This is a genomic window from Prosthecochloris marina, assembly GCF_003182595.1.
Classification (GTDB): Bacteria; Bacteroidota; Chlorobiia; order Chlorobiales; family Chlorobiaceae; genus Prosthecochloris; species Prosthecochloris marina.
Window position 1 is genome coordinate 74787 of record NZ_PDNZ01000002.1, and the last position, 20197, is coordinate 94983.

18 protein-coding genes are annotated in these 20197 nt (G+C 45.7%); 7 read left to right on the forward strand and 11 right to left on the reverse strand.

Annotation, left to right across the window (positions count from 1 at the left end):
- The first annotated feature begins 6 nt into the window (after positions 1–6).
- Entirely contained in the window at positions 7–1698 is a 1692-nt protein-coding gene (gene bshC / locus CR164_RS02505) for a bacillithiol biosynthesis cysteine-adding enzyme BshC (RefSeq protein ID WP_110022360.1), read from the forward strand.
- 61 nt (positions 1699–1759) lie between these two features.
- Here the strand turns inward: bshC and CR164_RS02510 are convergent, their stop codons facing one another.
- From CR164_RS02510 to CR164_RS02550, 9 genes are all read right to left on the reverse strand, one after another.
- Entirely contained in the window at positions 1760–3883 is a 2124-nt protein-coding gene (locus CR164_RS02510; RefSeq protein ID WP_239994438.1) for a protein-disulfide reductase DsbD family protein, read from the reverse strand.
- A 58-nt stretch (positions 3884–3941) separates the two neighbouring features.
- A complete protein-coding gene (gene ccsA / locus CR164_RS02515; protein ID WP_110022361.1) occupies positions 3942–4730 on the reverse strand; it encodes a cytochrome c biogenesis protein CcsA in 789 nt (262 codons plus the stop codon).
- Positions 4731–4797: 67 nt separating this feature from the next.
- Positions 4798–6033, reverse strand: coding sequence for a cytochrome c biogenesis ResB family protein (locus CR164_RS02520; protein ID WP_110022362.1), 1236 nt, complete (start codon positions 6031–6033; stop codon positions 4798–4800).
- 8 nt (positions 6034–6041) lie between these two features.
- Positions 6042–6377, reverse strand: a complete 336-nt coding sequence (locus CR164_RS02525; protein WP_110022363.1) for a transcriptional regulator — start codon at positions 6375–6377, stop codon at positions 6042–6044.
- 406 nt (positions 6378–6783) lie between these two features.
- A complete protein-coding gene (locus tag CR164_RS02530) occupies positions 6784–7521 on the reverse strand; it encodes an LOG family protein (RefSeq protein ID WP_110022364.1) in 738 nt (245 codons plus the stop codon).
- 5 nt (positions 7522–7526) lie between these two features.
- On the reverse strand, positions 7527–8090 hold the full coding sequence (locus CR164_RS02535; RefSeq protein ID WP_110022365.1) for an anthranilate synthase component II: 564 nt from the start codon (positions 8088–8090) through the stop codon (positions 7527–7529).
- A 48-nt stretch (positions 8091–8138) separates the two neighbouring features.
- Positions 8139–9392, reverse strand: coding sequence for a GlmU family protein (locus CR164_RS02540; RefSeq protein ID WP_110022366.1), 1254 nt, complete (start codon positions 9390–9392; stop codon positions 8139–8141).
- Positions 9393–9423: 31 nt separating this feature from the next.
- The gene (locus tag CR164_RS02545; RefSeq protein ID WP_110022367.1) at positions 9424–10323 is read right to left on the reverse strand and encodes a diacylglycerol/lipid kinase family protein; all 900 of its coding nucleotides are present in this window, start codon (positions 10321–10323) and stop codon (positions 9424–9426) included.
- A gap of 27 nt (positions 10324–10350) precedes the next feature.
- Positions 10351–10833 carry a low molecular weight protein-tyrosine-phosphatase gene (locus CR164_RS02550; protein ID WP_110022368.1) on the reverse strand — a complete coding sequence of 161 codons (483 nt, stop codon included), beginning with the start codon at positions 10831–10833 and terminating at the stop codon, positions 10351–10353.
- Positions 10834–11097: 264 nt separating this feature from the next.
- Between CR164_RS02550 and CR164_RS02555 the strand changes: the two genes are divergently transcribed.
- The 6 genes from CR164_RS02555 to CR164_RS02575 all read left to right on the forward strand — a co-directional run bounded on the left by CR164_RS02555 (position 11098) and on the right by CR164_RS02575 (position 17651).
- A complete protein-coding gene (locus tag CR164_RS02555; RefSeq protein ID WP_239994440.1) occupies positions 11098–12081 on the forward strand; it encodes a hypothetical protein in 984 nt (327 codons plus the stop codon).
- Complete coding sequence (locus CR164_RS13175; RefSeq protein ID WP_239994441.1) at positions 12041–12328, forward strand: helix-turn-helix transcriptional regulator; 288 nt, start codon at positions 12041–12043, stop codon at positions 12326–12328. The genes CR164_RS02555 and CR164_RS13175 overlap by 41 nt, the downstream gene beginning before the upstream one ends.
- A 154-nt stretch (positions 12329–12482) precedes the next feature.
- Positions 12483–13709, forward strand: coding sequence for a helix-turn-helix transcriptional regulator (locus CR164_RS02560; RefSeq protein ID WP_110022369.1), 1227 nt, complete (start codon positions 12483–12485; stop codon positions 13707–13709).
- Positions 13710–13895: 186 nt separating this feature from the next.
- Complete coding sequence (locus tag CR164_RS02565; RefSeq protein ID WP_110022370.1) at positions 13896–15119, forward strand: helix-turn-helix transcriptional regulator; 1224 nt, start codon at positions 13896–13898, stop codon at positions 15117–15119.
- 31 nt (positions 15120–15150) lie between these two features.
- On the forward strand, positions 15151–16380 hold the full coding sequence (locus CR164_RS02570) for a helix-turn-helix domain-containing protein (protein WP_146204128.1): 1230 nt from the start codon (positions 15151–15153) through the stop codon (positions 16378–16380).
- Between the two features lie 44 nt (positions 16381–16424).
- A complete protein-coding gene (locus tag CR164_RS02575) occupies positions 16425–17651 on the forward strand; it encodes a LuxR C-terminal-related transcriptional regulator (protein ID WP_110022372.1) in 1227 nt (408 codons plus the stop codon).
- 13 nt (positions 17652–17664) lie between these two features.
- Here the strand turns inward: CR164_RS02575 and CR164_RS02580 are convergent, their stop codons facing one another.
- Both CR164_RS02580 and rsgA read right to left on the reverse strand, forming a co-directional pair.
- Complete coding sequence (locus tag CR164_RS02580; protein WP_110022373.1) at positions 17665–19038, reverse strand: NAD-dependent succinate-semialdehyde dehydrogenase; 1374 nt, start codon at positions 19036–19038, stop codon at positions 17665–17667.
- A gap of 191 nt (positions 19039–19229) precedes the next feature.
- On the reverse strand, positions 19230–20183 hold the full coding sequence (gene rsgA, locus CR164_RS02585) for a ribosome small subunit-dependent GTPase A (protein ID WP_110022374.1): 954 nt from the start codon (positions 20181–20183) through the stop codon (positions 19230–19232).
- Positions 20184–20197 lie beyond the last annotated feature (14 nt).

The following is a 20197-nucleotide window of genomic DNA, read 5'->3' on the forward strand; positions in this document are numbered from 1 at the left end:
TAGGCCGTGAACTCTTTTCTTATAGACTATCGAGACATACAAGCCCCCAAAAAAGGTTTTTCAAAGCTTTTCAGCGACTACACTCAAGAGGGCGAACTGCATGAAACATTGACAAGCAGGTTTTTCCACTTCGATTACCGAAAAGAAACCGACTACTATAAGCATCTCAACATCCTTTTATCACGGAAATACAAACGGGATGAGCTTGTGGAATTACTTGTCAGGCAGAACAGGATGTTCGGAACTGACGAAAAGCATATTGCATCGATAGAAAGACTCGGCTCTTCACACTGTATGCTTGTTATTACAGGCCAGCAACCCGGACTTTTCACAGGAAATCTTTACTCCGTTTACAAAGCACTTACCGCTGTTGTCGTAGCAGAGCGTCAGAAAGAAATGTTCCCTGAATACGACTTTCTCCCTCTTTTCTGGATTGAAGGCGAAGACCATGATTTCGACGAATCTGCAACAGCGTCCCTTTTTGAGGCTGGTCGGCTCAAACACGTTACCCTTGATGCCTGGAACAGACTTCCCGACCAGATGCTCAGCCGGACCATCATGGGCCCGGGCATAACCGAAGCCGTCTCCTCATTTATTTCTCTCCTGCAGGACAGTGAGCACAAAGAGAAAATCGCCACGGCTCTACAAAGCTTTTACACTCCGGAAAGCACACTGGAACTTGCATTTGGCAGAACGATGGCTTTCCTTTTCAGAGATTATCCGCTGCTGTTCCTTTCACCAAGTGACTCCGGTTTCAAGAAACTCGCAAAAGATGTCTTCCATCGTGAACTCGAAACCAGCCCGCATACTTCACACAGCGTCATCGAACAAAGTTCATTACTCGAAAACATGGGTTATCAGGCACAGGCCAAACCTCGTGCGGTAAACCTTTTTTATCTCAACCATCACGACCAACGGACAAAAATCGAACAGCCTTCGGCCGACTCGTTCACCATCGTTCCGGAGAAATACCGTTACTCCAAGCACCAGATGCTGGAAATCTGTGAAGATCATCCCGAACAGTTCAGTCCGAATGTCATTTTGCGGCCGGTGGTGCAAGACCATGCTCTACCGGTATTCGCATACATTGCAGGGCCGGGCGAGATAAGCTATCTGGCCCAATATCGCAGGGCATATGAACATTTCGGACTTCACATGCCCTTTATCATACCAAGAGGCAGCTTCACCCTTATAGAACCTGCCATAAGCAGAATCATGGACAAAGTACTGCAGAAAACCGGAAGGCCGAACCTGTCGAGAAAGCAGATCTATCATACCGCATTTCACAATCTCCGCATTTTGCAGAAGAACGCTATCTCAGGCGCTGAAAACAATGATTTTGATGCTGTTCTGGACAATGTCGAGAACAACATGCTCGCAGAACTTCAGGCTCTCTCACCAATGCTTGCGAAGCTCGATCGTAACCTCGAGCAGGTTCTTAGCGGATCAATGCGGCAGGTTGAAAAAGTAATGGATGGTATTCGACAAAAAACGCATCGCTCCAGCCGAAAGAAACATGATGAACTTGTAGCACAGCTGGAAAAGGCTGCAACAGCACTCTTTCCTGAAGATGTTCCCCAGGAAAGAGTGGTCAATATTTTCTATTATATAAACAAATACGGGTGGAATATTCTTGACAGTTTTGCGACGATGCTACGCGCCCATGCAACCGAATCACACATGATTCTTGAGTTGTAGAATACATTCTGCGGTCTCTTCTTGCACGAAGACCTTCGTATGCGAAGAGGAGGCAATCCTTTCATGCCTGCGCTTCCCGCAGAGCGGAAAGAAGCATGTCAACAGTCACAACCTCCGGCAGAACAATCGCCCGCTCCATATCTCCCTGCGGAATAATCACAAAAAGCGGCACTCCGGATCTCCCGAACCTCTGCAGCAAAGCAGTTACAGCATCATCACGAGTTGTCCAGTCGGCTTTGACAGCAGCCACACCAGGACGCTGTAAAGCGTCACTTACCGACCGGTTGCTCAGTACACTTGCTTCGAGAAGCTTGCAGGTAAGACACCAGTCTGCCGTAAATTCAAGAAACACCGTTTTTTTCTCTTGCATCAAGGCATCAAGCAAAACCGGTGAAAAGTCCCGCCATACCAAACCATTTTTATCGATATAGCTTTGATTTCCTTCAGCAGCAGCACCAACATCGCGCTTTACTGACGTCTCGTCGGGTATAAGAAAAAAATAAACCCCTATGACAGCCAGCAGTCCAATACCCCAGGTCATGAGTTTTTTTTGGAAAGATGCCCCATGACCGGCAATGTTTCCGAAAAGCCAGAGAGCAAAAGCAAGTATCAGCAGCAGCATGAAAAGTTTCAGGACCCCGTCACCACCTGATTGCGCATTCAATATCGAGGCAAGCCAAACAACAACTCCAACAAGCACGAACCCCATCAGCTGCTTGAAAATGTACATCCAGTGCCCGGGTTTGGGGAGGAACTTCAGCCAGGATGGATGCCACGCAAGAATCACATACGGAAAAGCCATCCCCACAGCTATAATCGTAAAGAAAAGAAACACTACCCATGAAGGCTGAGCGAAAGCAAAACCAAGCGCCGTACCCAAAAAAGGCGCAGTACAGGGTGTTGCAAGTGTTGTCGCAAGGACACCGCTGACAAAAGCCCCGAGACTGCCATGATGGGTCGCCACCTTACCAACCCTACCGGATACAACCGGAGCGTCAAACTCGAAAAGGCCGAAAAGATTGAGACCAAAAGCAAAAACAACAGCAGCGATAAACATGACGAATGCAGGGGACTGGAACTGGAATCCCCAGCCTATCTGCGCACCCATGCCCTGTAAGATCCAGACAAACCCTGCAAGAACCCAGAAAGAAAACATAACACCCGCAGCAAAAACCATGCTCAGAAAACGACCGGTTCTCCTCCCTGATTCCGAGGCATCGGGACCGATAAGACTGAAAACTTTCAACCCCAGGACAGGAAGCACACAAGGCATGACATTAAGCAGCATCCCCCCAAAAAATGCAAAAACAAGCATCAGAGGAAGCGAACCTGAAACAGACGAAACTGCCGAAGTTTCCGATTGCTTGCCGACCATCCCCCCAACAACATATGACGCCGTCTCCGTCACAACGACCCCCTCGACTTTTTCCGGCAGGCTACCCTCCAACAAAGGAACCGTAACCGACTTACCGGTTAGGATTATCCCGTCGAGCTTCACCCCTTTTTCAGGAAAAAGGGGGAAAAAATCCTTCAAGCCCAGAGCAGTAGCTCCGGCGAAAACAATCTCCAGATAGCCGCCACTATCGCCTTTTCTATGGCCAATCCGTTCAATGGTAAGATCCCCATCATACGTTTCCATGGTACGCGGAATCCTCTTACGGAATGTATCGGCCAGTGCCTGCTGAACAGCATCCGCCTTATCCGGTTGTAACTGTAAAGAATCCGACCCCGGAACACATACCTCTTTGCAGGATAACCATGACAGCTTGGCTTTCAGGGGAAACACTGCTCTATCGACCGAACGATCGCTCAGTTCCCCGTCAGGGACAATTCTTGAAAAAAGAACCACTTCATCTTTATAGCCAAATCCTATCACTCCTCCCGCATCGAAACGTTCCGGCACAGGAAACTCCAGTGGCAAAGCTTTGAGTCCCTCAGGCAGTTCCCACTCTATCTCCACAGGCATCCCTGCTTCACCCGGGTTCTGCCAGTAGACATGCCAACCCGGTTCCATCGTCATGTGCACAGCTACGAGGAGTCCATCTTCCGATGAGTTATCGACAACAAACAGATCTGCCGAGACGTGCGACTGTCCGCCAAAAACCGATGCCCGTGCCGGGGAAAAAGCTGTTGAAAAAAAGAGAAAAAGGCTTATAAATAACAATGTTATCCAGCGCATCATCATAGGTGACCTCTTGTTATTATCTATCCTGATTCAGGGAAAAGATAATTAACTATTTCGACTAATAGACATGAATACTGCTCTGAGCGGATGGGAGATAATTAACCCCGAACCAGCTGACGAGAAGCACCAAAAACGCCATCGCAAGGTACCATTGCAGCTTCTTCTCATTGACCTTTGCAGCATTTGCATGCATGTAACCAAGGTAGACGAGCCAGGCAATCAGAGCCCATGTTTCTTTAGGGTCCCATGTCCAGTAATGCCCCCACGCCTCTTTAGCCCATAACGCCCCAAAAACCAGTCCGAAAGTTAAAAACACAAACCCCAGCAATGCCAGATAATGGCTCACAGCCTTCCCTTCTTCGTTTATCGACCGATCGTTTCTGTAAAGATTATGCCATGCCGCTGCTGAAGAAGCGGCCAGTAAAACGTAACCGATCAGATAAACTACAACGTGAGGAACAAACCAGACACTCTGCAGCGCAGGCATGAGCGTCTTGTCATACACATCGGGAAAAAGAATGTTGATCCCGAGAAAAAACGAAGCCAGAGCCACACAATAATACTTCAGCCAACTGACCTTCCAACGATACTCCACGAGAAAACCGACAACCGGAATAAGAGTTGCATACCAAAGACGTGTTTCCCCAAGCGTTCGTAACGGGGGACGGTCGATTTCAATCCAGAAAGCAATCAGGAAAAAAACCATGACTGCTGTACCAGCCATCATGAATGCTGTTCCCAAAGCTTTCGATGAACGCTGCTTGGCAAAGAAAACACTCAACAGACTTCCAATGCCCCAGCAAGCTATCGCACCGGCTGCTGCATATTGAAACTCAACCCAAGTCATGCGTGTATACCCTCCAGATTCTCCACCATAGCAACAAAAAGTAAAAATATTTATCAGCAACCATCAACTACTTATTCCTTATCCCTTTCCAAAAAAAGAGCGTATTACCTGCAAGAATCATGAAAAAGCCCACATAAACCACCGGTAACCAAGGATCCCTTATCCCTTCCACAATACTGAGTTCCGACCATCTCCCCAATTTTTCATCATAATCCAGCTGATAGAGCATCCAACCGTCTACACTAACCGGCTTGTTGACTTCGAGAACCTCGGTCATGACGTCACCGTTTTCATCGCTCTTGATCGCTACCCTTGAACGATACTTCTTCGGAGAACCCGGCCACAGACTAAGCACCCGGTTTCCCACCCTGAGCTCCACCGGCCTTTCAAAAGGGCTGCCGGTGCTAACCCAACCGGAAAAAGCCTTTCCTTCATGCGTTCCCGAAAGAAATGCGTATGGAATACCACGATCGGAATCGGTTGAAACCGGCACTCCGGAACCTTCATCAATGACGGCAGTGAGAAGAAACTCGTCAACCGTCACGCTCAAACTGCTCCATGAAACAACCGCCCCTTCGGTAATCTCTCCCGAAGTACGGGACTTGTTGAGCTCATAAACTCCGTCGTCAACATCATAGAGCATAAGACGTGGCTCATATTCCTCCATCTCGAAATCATGGAGATAGAGAGTAAAAGGAAGATCGTGCGTGGTTTTTGTGATAGGATCGAAAGCACTCGGTGTAGCCTTTCCTTCATAGAGAGGAATGATTACCCGTCGGAAATCCTCCGAACCGATAAGTCCGCAAGCAAGCGCGATCCAGAACCCTCCATGAAATAAAATAAATTGAAGGTTGGCACTCCTGAACGGCACGGTTTTCCAAACCAGTGACAATCCGAGGTTGACAAGAAAAAAAAACACTGTCAGGATAAAGGGCCAGCTTGAAAAAACACTGTTCAGTCCCAGATTCTGTGCCCACAAAGGCCCTGTTCCAGCTCCCTGCGGCAATACACCCCCGAAAAATGACAATACCGCCATAGCAATGATAAGACAGAGCCCCAAAGGGATTCCCCCGAGCCATCGAATAAAAGGCTTGTCCTTCAGCACCAACCCTGCAATGACAATATTTACGATAAATAACAGAAGAATGATGACATTCCATGGCCAGGAAGGTCGGAGCACCCCCTGCCCTCCCCACACTGTTGCCTCGATAATAAAACCTACAGCAACAAGGGCGACAGAAAAGAAAATGCCTTCTCTGAAAGACCATGAAACAGCAGGTTCTTTCACTCCATTACTGCCCATATACCTTTCTACTCCATTACATTATCGTTGCACAGACTTTCCGCCCCCACTCTTTCAGCCGTAATGATCTGGCAACACTTACAGACAATGGACTGCAGTTCTTGCGTACTGGCCCCGTCACGTATTTTTTTTACGGCTACGTCGATCTCTTGAAGATATGATTCGCTTTTAACAGCCTGCTGTCCCCTTTTTTTGTTCAGATATTGAGACACAGCTGCTGGGGTTACACCAAGTTTTTTAGCAGCCTGTGACTGGGTCATTCCTGTTTTAACCAATCCTGCCGCTACATCCGCCCTTATCTGGGGAAGATTGTACCAAACGGCCTTTTCACACGGAAAAATCACTATACATTCCCTTGAAGTTTTTCAAATAACACCATGAAAGCTTGACCTCCTCTCATCCTCGGCCAATCCCGGAGAATTACATTGTAGCAAAAAAAATTTCACTCCCATTGCCGGGATCATATCATAGCACAAGTTTTCACACAAAGATAACAATCGTTAAACAACAATACGAAACAAACAAGTTCCGCTACGGCAGTCTTTTGCATCCTTTTACACATATTCACCGCTCACTCCCGCTTTTCAACCACGTATTTTTCCACACACATTATCATCCAAGGCTAAACGCAAAAGGCGCTCCTTTTAAAAGATGAAACCGAGGATATAGCGGCGAGATTGCAGAGAATTGTTGATGACAAAAGCGGTATCTTTAGGAAGAAAACTGCAAATCTTTTCAGAGCGGATAGCATTAAAAATTCAACTTGTAACCTTCCGGATAAAAACCCTCGATAATCTCAACAACGTCCTCAGGATCATCTTCCAGAAAAATAAAATCCAGATCGTTTTTTGCAATATATCTTTTTTCTTTGAACATCGCTCCCTGCATCCAGCGATAATAATCACGCCAGTAATCGCTACCCATCAATATTATAGGAAAACGGCTGCTCTTCTGAGTCTGAATGAGTGTTGCCGCCTCAAAAAACTCATCCATTGTGCCAAAGCCCCCTGGGAGAACAATAAAAGCCTGAGAATACTTCAGAAACATCACCTTGCGAACAAAAAAGTACTGAAACGTCACCAACCGTTCCCGGTCGATAAAAGCATTGGGAGTCTGCTGAAGCGGAAGTTCAATATTAAAGCCGACAGACACACCTCCAGCTTGTTGCGCCCCTTTGTTGGCAGCCTCCATAACACCCGGACCACCACCGGTAATGACTGAAAAACCTTTCCTGGCAAGCAGCCCCCCCACCTTCTCGGCAAGCTGATATTCCATCTGATCGGGACCCACCCGTGTTGATCCAAAAACACTCACGGCCGGACCTGTATCGGACATTTTTTCAAACCCGTTTACAAATTCTGCCATGATTTTGAAAACCCTCCACCCATCACCGGCAAAATCAGTTTGATTTGCGTACTTCGTATCCGGTGGACGAACGGCAGGGGCTTGCTGTTTATTTTCAGCGCGTGTTTTTCCCGAAAGAGGCATGCTTATCAAAGATCAAGAAAATTTCCGATTATACGTTTTCCTTCAACGGTCATGATGGACTCCGGATGAAATTGAACACCATAAAGAAGCCTGTCCCGGCAGTCCATCCCCATAATGACCCCGTCTTCCGTCCAAGCCCTCACCGTAAGTTCCTCCGGCAGACTCTCCCTTTCGACAATAAGCGAATGATACCGTGTTGCGATAAAAGGGTTTTCCACTCCGGCAAATATTCCCTCATCGTCATGATGGATTCGTGAAGTTTTTCCGTGCATAACATCAACAGCCCGGACAACGCTCCCTCCCAGAGCTTCACCTATGGACTGATGACCGAGACACACACCTAAAACAGGTATTTTCCCCTGAACTGTACGGATAAGCGGAACCGAAACACCGGCATCTCGTGGTGTCCCGGGACCTGGCGATATAACTATTTTATCAGGACCAAGATCACATACGTCTTCGACCCCGATCTCGTCATTACGATACACCTCAACAAGCGCCCCCAACTCTCCCATGTATTGCACAAGATTGTAGGTAAACGAATCGTAATTATCTATTACAAGAATCATTGACAATGTTTGCGTTAAAAACGTTTACTGGTAACCCCCTCGTGAAAGTCAGAGCTGAACTTTTCTGCCTTGTTCCATTGCGGCAACGTATCGAAACATTTTTTCATAAGCCGTATTCATCGCGATATTTCTGCGAGCCATCACAACCCTTGCTGTTTCGAGAGCTTTATCCACATCGTAGTGCTGAAAACCTTGCCCGGGACCACCCCATGAAAAAGAAGGTATGTTTTTAGGAGGAAAACCTCTACCGAAAATATTTGCAGATGCCCCGGCAATCGTGCCGGTATTGAACATCGAGTTAATAGCACACTTCGTATGTTCTCCCATTAAAAGCCCTAAAAACTGCTCTCCGGTTTCGACCTCCCGTTCATCAAGAACTATTTTGACCTTTCCGTAATTGTTCCTCAAATCCGAGGTATTGGACCCGGCCCCAAGATTACACCATGACGAAATATAGGAGTGTCCGAGAAATCCGTCATGTTGTTTATTTGCATATCGTTCGACAATCGAATCCTCAATCTCCCCACCTGTTTTGGCCGCTCTCCCGACGCTGACATTGCAATGCAGATTCGCACCTGTTTTCACAACAGCCGAACCACCGAGAAAGACATTTTCTGCGAGCACAGCCTGTGGCTCAATAAGAGCACCGGGGCTCACGTAAACAAAACCCGACTCTGCATCCAGAACAGCGCCGGGTTTCACCCTTGCTCCTTGCCCGATATAGATGTTCTCAGGGTTCTCCAGCACTGCATGGGAGGATACCTCACCCATGATTCTTCCCAGCTCGAGAGTTCCGGCTTCACGTTCAATCTCTTCGGGATGGTATGCAACCGGATCCCAAATATTGCAGAGCAGCTTGAAACCGTCCACCACCACGTTCTCAGCCTCAGCCATCAGCGCTTGCGTATCGATAACCTCGAGCCCACCACCTTCAGGACCGACAATTTCCCCGGCATCCATCCTTGCAACAATCAGATCATCCCCCTGCACAAGGCATTGACCGGGAGCCGGTGGACCGTAACGAATTATGGATGCCACTCTCTCGGTACAAATAAGCCGGCCATTTACCAACAGAAGATCCCGACTCCGGCCATTATCCGGCTGAAAAACAGAAAAATAATCATGAAAAACCGGCCTCAGATACGATCGAAGGTGACATGAAAAAGCGACATCGGGTCCGAGATGAAAACGAAACTTTTCCAACAGGGTCCTACAGCCGGTTGAAAGGCAGTAGACAGGTTTGAAATGCACCAGTGGGCCAAACTGATAAACCACTTCATCTTCGAAAATAACGATCTGCATAGATTATAAACAGTGGGTTCTACCTTATGGCTTAACAAAGCACTTTTATGGAAGAAGGAACACTTTCAATCCTTATCTTCCCTTGTATATCTTCAAATACTTCACCATCCATATGCATGACTTCCGGCTCAAAGAGCTCGACCTCAATTGCACGCACTTTTGAGTAGATAACCTGAGGATCGAAAATCTGTGTGCCCCGCATATATTTCAAGGCATAGCTGAAAAACCTTGCTTTAGGCACAGCCTTTAAAATACAGACATCAAGAAGACCGTCGTTGATCTCAGCTTCAGGTGCAATATGAAATTTTCCTCCTTCGATGCGGCCATTGCCGACTGAAAACGCAAAGATCGACTCCTCCATCTCTATGAATGAATTCGGAGTAATGAGCTTAATATGCATTTTTGGTGGTTTATAACCTAAGAGCACAGAAAGCAGGGCATTGAGGTAGATAACATCACCCTTCATCCATCGTGTATTTTTGACTCTGAGAGCGATTCTGCCGGTCAACCCCATTCCAAGAGAGTTGAGAAAGTAACGCTGAAACCGTTTTTCTCCCATCACCCTCCCCATATCGGTCAGAACCGAACCTGCCTTCATATATGCATCGATCGGATAATCAGACCCAAAGCGATGATCGAGTGATTTAATGAAATCATTTGCCGAGCCGGAAGGAAGAATACCAAGGCATACATCCGAAAAAGCCAGAATATTGGCGATTTCATGTGCAGTGCCATCTCCACCACAGGCAACTACAGCCCGGCTTTGATCGAGTGATCTACGGGCAAGCTCCAGAGCATGACCGGGATATTCACTGCAGTAAGCGACTGCATCACGCCGTAGCCCTACTGCATTACGAAGAAGATCGGCGCTTCTTGCAGCACGGCCTTTGTTGGCGACAGGATTTATAATAAACGTAGTTTTGTTCTTCAATGTCGGTACAATGAATGAAACCGCCCCTCAAAGGCCAGACTGTCTCAATAATTCTTCATAAATGTTGACCAGTGCCTCTTCGAGCTGCTGAAACACCTTCAAAAAATCCTTTTTCGTCCCATAATAAGGATCTTCTATTTCAGTGGTTTCGGGATCAGAAAGGTAATCGGTTACCATATATACTGGAAGAAGTGTTCTTTGCGAAGCGCTGTAGTAGATAGTATCATGGTAACTCTGCCCATCCATCGTAAAAATCCTCGTATAGTAATCTAACTCAAGGTCTTTTATACAGCCAGCCCTTTGATCAGCTATATCAACACCTTGTTCACGCGCTATTTCGATGGCTCGGCTGTCAGGCGGTGCCCCTTTCTGAAAACATACCGTTCCAGCTGACTCTACGTCAAAAATCTCTTCATGCTCACGCTCGGCGATCATCTTTGTAAAAATCCCCTCAGCCATGGGTGAACGGCATATGTTCTCATAGCAGACAAAAAGTAATGAACACGTCATATCTCACCTCTGTATCTCTACCGAAAAACACTTTCGTTACAACGAATATAAACCCTCTTCACCATATCCCATACATCGGCCTCAAATCATCAATCGAATCCTACTGCAACCTTTCAGGCATGCAAAAAATGAACCCACTTCGCAATCATGACGTGTTGACGTGTATTTCGCGCTTTTTTTCTTTAAAAAAGCCAAAAAAATATCTTATAATACAAATAATACATCACTCAGTACTTTACGAATAACAATTAGAGCTTTATTACCATGAGTACCTGTACCGTAACAAATCTGCCAATTACAGCAAACCGAAACTGGAGAGCAGTCAATAACAACAACGGATACGACAAAGTCATCAAACTACTTGGAGAAGACATTCTTCTTTACAACATCGATACAGATCACAATATTTCGTTGGAGTCCATGGACATCGATCTTTTACATTCTGTCTTGCGCGACTCGAACATCGAAGACAAACCTGTCTGCCTCATATGGGATATGAAACACATTTCCGATATGTCTCTCACTTATAAAAAACAGGTCGCCGACCTTATCTATAACCCAACGATTGCCTTCGGAATAGTGATCCTCTTCAATGTGGAACCCTCGTTTCTTACAATGGCGGAAACTCTCGCGGCAATGGCCCCAGAAGATCTGCCGGTATTCATCAAACACAGCTATACAGATGCGGCAAATACTGTAATCGAATGGAAAAAGGGTCAGCCCGTCAAGGAAAATCATAAAAGTAAAGAAGAAGAAAAATACGAGCACCAGAAACGAGAGTTCCTCGCTTTTCTGGGCAGACTTTCCTGGCTGAGCATGATGGATCAGGGCATAAACCTGCCATCCCGCGATGACAAGCTGTATCCTTTTTTTAAAGCCATCGAAAACCTCCAGAACGATTTGCGGGAAAACATAAAAGAAAAAGAACAGGAACTTGAGCAAATAGAAAGGGAAAGCGAGAAAACGCTTACAGAAAAAAACATTCTGCTCAACGCTCAGAAAGAGTTGTACAAAAAACTCAAGAGCCAGCTGGAAAAGGAAAAATCATCACTTACCGCCAGAATCGCGACCCAGGAAATGGAGCTCACAAGAATATCGACAGCTATCGCCGGAAAAAACCTCATCCCTTCGGGAACTTCTCGACATGATCAGCGTACTGGACATCGACCATACGAAAAAAAGCGCTATGATCGAAAACTGCAGGAAAATGATCGATACCGAGATGATAGAAAAAAGGCTCAATATTGAACTTACAACCACAGATTCCGAATTTCTTTCAAAGCTTCAGAGAAAACATCCAAACCTCAACCAGAGAGAACTGCGCATCTGCCTGTTGATCAAGCTGAACTACAACACCCGAGACATAGCACGTTCCGTCGGCATCTCGACTCGGGGGATGGAAAGTATCCGGTATCGGATGCATAAAAAAATCGGTTTGACGAAACATCAGTCCCTAAAAGGTTATCTCACGGATCTTGCAACCTTGATAAACTGACGGACCTCCAGCCGGCTGCTTTTGCAGCCTTGACCCCCCTGACAGAGGAAATACTGCATAAATAAGGCATAAATGCAGTATATTTCAGTTGTTGCATTGCATGAGAAGCGATCCTTAAGAGGCATAACGAACCTGAAAGGAAAACACAGGGGCTATGGAACATTGCAAGGTTTCAGGGGAAGAGATCATATCTAACCATCGCTGGATCTTTCGCAACCCCAAAAAACAGTATGCAACCTGCATTAAAAGAATAGGTCGAAATATTCTTTACGCCTGGGTTGACTCGACCAAACCGGTAGTACTCGAAACTTTCGAAAGCGATCTGGTCAAAAAGGTTCTGGAAGATTCGAAACTGGAAAACAAACCAGCCTATCTCATCTGGAATCTGGAACATGTAAAAGAAATTACATATGCTTACAAGCAAGGTATCGTGGACTTTCTCTACAACCCTTCGCCCCCTCTCACCTGCGTTGTCTTCTACAACACCGCCCAAGAGTTCGAGAACACGGCTCAAATCATTCAAGCAATCCACCCCTCGGGTTTGAAGGTTCTTTTCGCAGAAAATTACAACCAGGCGATGAACATAATCCTCGATGTGATCGCAGGCAAAGATCCATCCCCGAATTCCAATGAAAGCGATGAATATGAAGAACTGAAAAAAACATATCTCGCCACAACGGCACGGATCGGTTGGCTGAACATATTGAATACGTCAATCCCCCTTCCTCCACTCCAGCATAGCCTCTATCCTTTTTTCAGTGCCTTGTCTTTCCTGCAGAAAGATCTTGCCGAACAGACCAAGCGTTACAAACAAAAAAAACTACAGATAGAAAGTGAACATAGTAACAAAGTAAAAAAAAGCAATGTTCTGATTTCATCCATAGAAAACAAGAAAGAAAGGCTTTTGCAGGAGTTTGCAAATGAAAAGTCCACCCTTGAAGAAACGCTCTCACTCAGAAGAAACCAATGCCAAGCAATCGAAGCAACGTTGAAAAGCCGGAAACCGGAACTCTGGAAAATCATGCAAGATGTTGGCAGCCTTCCCGTTGACAAACGGTCCAAAAAACAGATACTGGATGTATGCACGCAACTTATCGAGTCCGAGAAATACCAGAAAAAAACAGATCTTCCGCTTACCTCAGCCGATACGGAGTTTCTTTCTCTGATCCATAAAAAACACCGGAACCTCGACAATAGGGAACTTAAAGTTTGCCTGTTGATCAAACTCAATTATAATACTACCGAGATAGCCAACCATTATGCAATCACAAAACGTGGAATGGAAAGCCTTCGATATCGGATACATAAAAAAATTGGCCTCCGAAAAAATCTTTCTCTAAAAAACTACCTCACTGCACTTGCCGAAAAACTCGGCAACTAATCACTATCGAAAACATAAACCGGCCAATTCAATTACTGTATTTTCAGAATTGAGCAAAAAAGCAGAAAGGGAAGAAGTACCTTCACACCATTCTTTACCTATGAACTTGCCTCTACACAAAAAAAAACGTATTTTATAAATAGGAATACGTCAATTACCCACATTCCAATAAATCAGTGAACCTCCATGGAAAATTGCCCGGTATCGAAACTGCCAATTGTCGAAAAATCTCACTGGAAAACCGAGCATCCGGACCAGAGATACACAACCCGTATCAAGAAAATCGGTAACGATATTTTTTTGACCTACTACGAAACCGAGACAAGCATTTCCATAGAGCACAGGGATCAATCTCTTTTTCGAATGATCCTTGAAGAGTGTGGCCTTGAAGACAATCTCGTCTATCTTATGAGAGATCTGAGCCATGTCAATAACATCTCTTATGCGTACAAGATAATTCTCACACAACTTATTTACCGTTGGCCACCGTATTACAAATTGATCGTTTTTTACAACATAGACCCTGAATTCCTAACAACTGTCGAAACGTTCGCATCCATCGTCCCCGAAAGCACTCCGGTACTGCTGGTTGACTCATATGAAGAAGCCATTACCACTATTCTTTCTGCCAAAGCAGGCAACCTTTTGCAGAAAGAATATGACGAAGAGGAAGATGCGTTGTATGCACAAAGAAAAAAAGAGTTTCTTGCCGCAACGGCTCGAATCGGCTGGATGAACATGCACAATCAGCCGATCACCCTGCCTGATGAAGACGAGCTTCTTTACCCGTTTTTCAAGGCTCTCGAGTGCCTTCAGGAAGACCTGCAGGCTAAGGAAAAGCTTTCCGCCGATGAAAAAAAAATTGCGGAAAACAAAACAGAGAAAAAACTCTCCGAGAAAATCATTCTTCTTAACGCTCAGCTTGAACTGAACAATCAGCTCAAGTCTCAGTTCGATCGTGAAAAAGCGGCTTTACGATCTCGTATTGCAGCTCAGGACATGGAAATTACACGGGTTTCGACGGCAGTTGCCGAAAAAACAGCCGCACTGCAATCACTCAGGGAAAAGATTTTTGGACTGGATATCGATAAAGAACTAAAAAAGGAGATGATAGAATCATGCTCACAGATGATTGAAACAGAAACAATTGAAAAAAAAATCAATACCGATCTAACGGCAACCGATTCGGAATTCCTCTCAAAACTACAACGGCAGCACCCTAACCTCAATCAAAGAGATCTACGGATATGCCTGTTGATCAAGCTTAACTACGATACCCGGGAAATAGCGCGTTCCATCGGTATTTCAACAAGAGGACTTGAAAGCATTCGTTACCGGATGCATAAAAAAATGGGGCTTTCGAAACATCAATCCATAAAAAATTACCTCACAAAACTTGCAGTATCGTAAGTTCAATGAGTCATACCATTTTTACAAGCCTATGAGCACATGTTCTTTTTCCGGCTTAACAGTTACTGAAAAACCTCATTGGTATGCCAATCATTCCAAAAGAGGCTATATAACCAGATTCAGCCTGATCGATTCAGGTATTATTCATGGGGAAGTAGTGGCCGACCATGACGTAACGATGGATTATATCGACATCGATGTATTTCAAACCGTTATCCGCGAAAGCAATCTTGCAGGTGAAGCAATCCTCATGCTTTTCGGCCTTAAGCGCGTAAAAGGAGTTTCTTTTGCGTACAAGAAAAACCTGATAAACCTCCTCTATAACTTGGGCCCTACGTTCAAGCTGCTCGTAATCTATAACGTTGATCAGGAAATACGCTCAATAATGGAAACATTTGCAGCTATTGCCCCTGAAGAATCAACTGTTCTGATCGCCAACAATTACAATGAGGCAATGCAGTTGATACTCGATACCAAATCCGGAAAGCTGGAGCCAAAGATAAATGAAAGCAATGAGGAACAACAGCAGTACATTGCCCACAAAAAAGAGTTTCTTTCCGCTCTTGCACGATTCAACTGGCTTAACCTGCTGGACCATCCAATAACCTTACCCGAAAGTACCAGCCCACTGTACCCTTACTTCAAAGCTCTCGAAGCATTTCAGCAGGATCTCCGCGAAAAAGAAGTTCTTCATCTCCAGGAGCTGAAAAAAGTCAGCGATGAGTATAAAAAAAAGATTGCGGAAAAAACCATTCTGATCAATGCACAGGAAGACCTGAACAAAAAAACCAAATCACAGCATGAGCATGAAAAAGCGTCACTGATCCGTCAGATCGTATCAAAAGATATGGCGCTGAAACGGATCTCATCGGTCATTGCCAAAAAGAGGTCGAAAATCAAAATGATACTTGATCTCGTCGAACAGATGGATATAGAACCGGCAATGAAACAAAAAACCGTAAATTTCTGCCAGGATCTTATTGATTATTACAATCAAAACGACAAAAAAAACGATAAAGAGATATCCATTGCAGACTCGGCGTTCATTACAATGCTGGAGCGAAAAAACCCCGAACTCAGCAAAAAAGATCTACGGGTATGTCTACTGATAAAACAAAACCACAGCACGTCTGAAATCGCCCACACTATAGGAATCACAACCCGCGGCGTCGAAAGCATGCGATACAGGCTGCACAAAAAACTGGGTTTGAAAAAAAATGAATCGATAAAAAATTATCTGCTCAAAATAGCTGGCAATTGACAAGAAGACCCCAAAAACATCCCTATAAATCCCCATCAGACATCATGAAACGCTGCCCCGCAACAAGGCTTCCGATAACTCGGAAGCCACACTGGAATAGCCCGCATCCGGCTGAAAGATACACCACGAAGTTCAGCCTTATTGGATCGGACATCATTTACATCGAAATAGAAACCGATTGTGAAGGGATTATCATGAACCAGGTTGATTTCGATGTGCTTCACTCCATCATCGATGAAATAAGCAAAAGCGGGGCCCCCGTGTATACAGTGGCAAATCTTGCCAATATCAGCGGCTGCTCGTTCACCTATAAAAGAGACTTTATTAACTTTCTCTATAACAGCGATCCCGCTTTTCGTCTTCTGGTATTCTACAATGTCCATCCGGAAATGCTGTGTGACATGGAAGCATTTGTTGCCATAGCCCCGGAAGCCTCTTCGATCGGGATTGTGGACAATTACCACGAAGCATTGACCTTGATCATGAACAACAAAACCGGGCAACCTGCACAAGAATCACCCGAAAGCGAAGGAAAACAACAGTACAATATCTACAAAAGAGCGTTCGTCGCTGCTTTAGCAAGAATGAACTGGCTAAGTATTTATAGCCTTCCGGTAACCATGCCTGCCAGTGACAGCCTTTTTTACCCGTTTTTCAGATCCTTGCAGGACATAAACAACGATCTTCGAGAAAAAGAGCGACTCCAACGCAATGAACTGCAAACAATCACGAAGGAATACGAAACAAAAATCACCGAAAAGATTTCGCTGCTCAACGCACATCAAGCGCTGTACAGAAGCATGAAGCTGCAACTCGAACATGAAAAATCCGAACTCGCAGCACAAAAAGCTTCAAAAGAGATGGCTATCGCCAGATTATCCGCTACAGTAAGAAAAAGCAGAGCAAAGATCGAAAAGCTCTGCAGTTTCGTAGCTGCACTGGATACCCCTTCTCCGCTGAAAGACAAAGTAGTCAGCCTCTGCAAAGATATTACGGCCGATGAAATGCCTTGTAAAAACTCAGGAAATGAAATCAAGGCGGATGATCCTGTGTTTTTTTCTTTTTTGCACAGCCGGCACCCCAACCTTACCGAGAGAGAACTGCAAGTCTCGATGCTGATCAAACAAGACTTAAGCAGTGCTGAAATTGCCTGTTCAACGGGTCTTTCACCTCGCGGCGTCGAAAGTCTCAGATACCGGATGCACAAAAAGCTGGGCCTTCAAAAAAACGAGTCGCTCAAAAAATATCTGCTCGGCCTCAATAGTGCCTGACACCGGACACTGTTCAGCCGAAAAACATTGATTTCACGTTCACGAACTCACGAATGCCGTAACGGGAAAGCTCACGGCCATAGCCTGACTGTTTGATCCCTCCGAAAGGAAGGCGAGGATCCGATTTTACCATTGCATTGACAAAACAGTTACCGGCATCGAGACGTCCTGCAACCGTTTTTGCCCGTTCAGGATCGCTTGAAAAAACAGCCGACCCAAGCCCGTAAGGACTATCATTGGCAATTCTGACAGCATCATCATCGTCGAGAGCCTCGATAACGGTAGCCACAGGACCAAATGTTTCTTCACCGTAAACCGCCATTCCAGGAGAAACATCGGTCACTATTGTAGCCGGGTAAAAGAAACCTTTCCTATCAGGAATCTCTCCACCGCAAAGCACCTTAGCGCCAAGTTCACGGCTCTGTTCAACCTGCAGGTGAAGAGCATCCCTGAGATCTTTTCTTGCCAGCGGCCCAATCCGCACTGACGGATCGAAAGGATCCCCCATTTTCGCTTCTCTCATTCTCTCGAGCAGCATCTCTTCAAACCGGGATTTTATAGAATGATGAACGATAAATCGCTTAGCTGCAATACAGCTCTGACCGGCATTGAGCAAACGAGAAGCAATACAAACGTCAACTGCCTGCCGAAGGTTGGCATCATCGAGCACGACATAAGGATCGTTACCACCCAGTTCCAGCACACTTCTTTTCAGCGCTCTGCCTGCTTTCTCGGCAACCGCCATCCCTGCGCCGGTACTTCCAGTTACAGAGACGGCCTTGATGACCGGATGAGCGATAATCTCTCCAACCATACGATCGACATCTTCCAGCTCTATGTGCAATGTCCTGTAAAGATTCAGTGGAAACCCCGCTTCCTTGAAAAGGCTTTCGAGTGCAATCGCCGCCCCTGTAACATTGGGAGCATGCTTGATGACAACCCCATTGCCAGCCATCATGATGGCGGCAGCGAAACGAATAACCTGCCAGAAAGGAAAGTTCCAGGGCATGACCCCAAGCACCACGCCAAGAGGCTCAAAGGTCACCATGCCGGTCATTCCGTCGACATCGACAGTTTCATTTTGCAAAAACTCTTCAGCATGCTGGGCATAGTATTCACATACCCAGGCACATTTTTCAACCTCGCTGACGGCTTCCTTGAAAGGCTTACCCATCTCACGGCTTATAATCGTTGCGTGTTCATCTTTCTGTTCGCGAAGAAGATCCGCCAAGCGATTCATCGCAACTTTACGTTCAGAGATAGGGGTTTCCTTCCAGACCGACGCCGCACACTGTGCAGCTTCAAGCAGTTCTTCAATGTCGGCGGAAGTCATAACGGGATATTCTGCAAGGATTTCTTCAGTTGCAGGATTAATGGTAAGAATCATTGTTAATCACCTTTTTTTTGGATGTATGACAGTTACAGTACTGGGAAATATAAAGTAAGAGCATTTTATCATCTTCGAAAACAGCTCATTCTTCTGTAACCAATTGAATAATGAAAATACTTTTACCTGATTTGAACGACTCACATTGCCACCACGTAATCCGCCATGTCGACAATCACTCGAGTTCAGACTTACATACTGTCGTCCAAGGAATCAAGGATCGCCAAATAACTCGTATATCGCTCTCGGCTGATAGTACCGTTATCAACAGCGTGCACAACACCGCACGAAGGCTCCACGGTATGAGTACAGGATGAAAACGCACAGTTTTCCATTGGTGCAAGAAACTCCGGAAAATAAAACCTGAGGTTCTCTTTCGTTATTTCAGAAAGATTGAACTCCCTGATCCCCGGTGTATCGATAACATATCCGCCCTGAGGCAAACCAAGCATCACTGCGTTTGTCGTGGTATGCACTCCTTTGAGACTCCAGGAACTGATCTCGGCGGTTTTCAGTTTTTCTTCACCGACAAGCACATTGATAAGCGTTGATTTACCAACGCCCGAGTGCCCGCTGAATGCCGAAACTTTTCCGGCAAGCTTGCATCCAAGTGATGTAATACCCTCCCCATCTTCAGCACTGACGTAGCAAATTGCATAATCGAGCTCACAATAAGGGATCATCATCTCTGTCACCAGTTTCCGGTCGGCGATATCCATCTTGTTGACAACAATGACAGCCGGTAAACATTCCGATTCCGCGAAAACCAGATAACGATCGATCAGGCGAGTGTTGAGGGGTGGCTGCTCTGCCGAAACAACAACAGCAAGCTGATCGATATTGGCAGCTATGACCTGGATCTTCTCTTTACTGCGGTTGCGCCGCACATCCCTTTTTCTCACAAGAGCGGTACGGCGTTTACGAACAAGAGTGATGACTCCTTCGACATCTTTGCCAGTTGCGGTAATCGTCACGGCAACACAATCTCCAACCGCTACAAGACCGGTACCGATATTTTCCGTTTTTGTTCCGCGGTATGTCGTACACAGACATCGTTCACCCCCCGCCTCTTCGACAAGGTACATCCCTCCCCTTGCTTCGGTAACAACCCCTTCGAACTCACCCCCTTTTTTCAACCTGTTCATATATTTTTTTCACC

Bases quoted from the DNA above. Each gene is read 5' to 3' on its own strand.
- CR164_RS02510 (WP_239994438.1), bottom strand. From the start codon at position 3,883: ATGATGATGCGCTGGATAACATTGTTATTTATAAGCCTTTTTCTCTTT.
- ccsA (WP_110022361.1), bottom strand. From the start codon at position 4,730: ATGACTTGGGTTGAGTTTCAATATGCAGCAGCCGGTGCGATAGCTTGC.
- CR164_RS02520 (WP_110022362.1), bottom strand. From the start codon at position 6,033: ATGGGCAGTAATGGAGTGAAAGAACCTGCTGTTTCATGGTCTTTCAGA.
- CR164_RS02530 (WP_110022364.1), bottom strand. From the start codon at position 7,521: ATGCCTCTTTCGGGAAAAACACGCGCTGAAAATAAACAGCAAGCCCCT.
- CR164_RS02535 (WP_110022365.1), bottom strand. From the start codon at position 8,090: ATGATTCTTGTAATAGATAATTACGATTCGTTTACCTACAATCTTGTG.
- CR164_RS02540 (WP_110022366.1), bottom strand. From the start codon at position 9,392: ATGCAGATCGTTATTTTCGAAGATGAAGTGGTTTATCAGTTTGGCCCA.
- CR164_RS02550 (WP_110022368.1), bottom strand. From the start codon at position 10,833: ATGACGTGTTCATTACTTTTTGTCTGCTATGAGAACATATGCCGTTCA.
- CR164_RS02555 (WP_239994440.1), top strand. From the start codon at position 11,098: ATGAGTACCTGTACCGTAACAAATCTGCCAATTACAGCAAACCGAAAC.
- CR164_RS13175 (WP_239994441.1), top strand. From the start codon at position 12,041: ATGATCGATACCGAGATGATAGAAAAAAGGCTCAATATTGAACTTACA.
- CR164_RS02560 (WP_110022369.1), top strand. From the start codon at position 12,483: ATGGAACATTGCAAGGTTTCAGGGGAAGAGATCATATCTAACCATCGC.
- CR164_RS02565 (WP_110022370.1), top strand. From the start codon at position 13,896: ATGGAAAATTGCCCGGTATCGAAACTGCCAATTGTCGAAAAATCTCAC.
- CR164_RS02570 (WP_146204128.1), top strand. From the start codon at position 15,151: ATGAGCACATGTTCTTTTTCCGGCTTAACAGTTACTGAAAAACCTCAT.
- CR164_RS02575 (WP_110022372.1), top strand. From the start codon at position 16,425: ATGAAACGCTGCCCCGCAACAAGGCTTCCGATAACTCGGAAGCCACAC.
- CR164_RS02580 (WP_110022373.1), bottom strand. From the start codon at position 19,038: ATGATTCTTACCATTAATCCTGCAACTGAAGAAATCCTTGCAGAATAT.
- rsgA (WP_110022374.1), bottom strand. From the start codon at position 20,183: ATGAACAGGTTGAAAAAAGGGGGTGAGTTCGAAGGGGTTGTTACCGAA.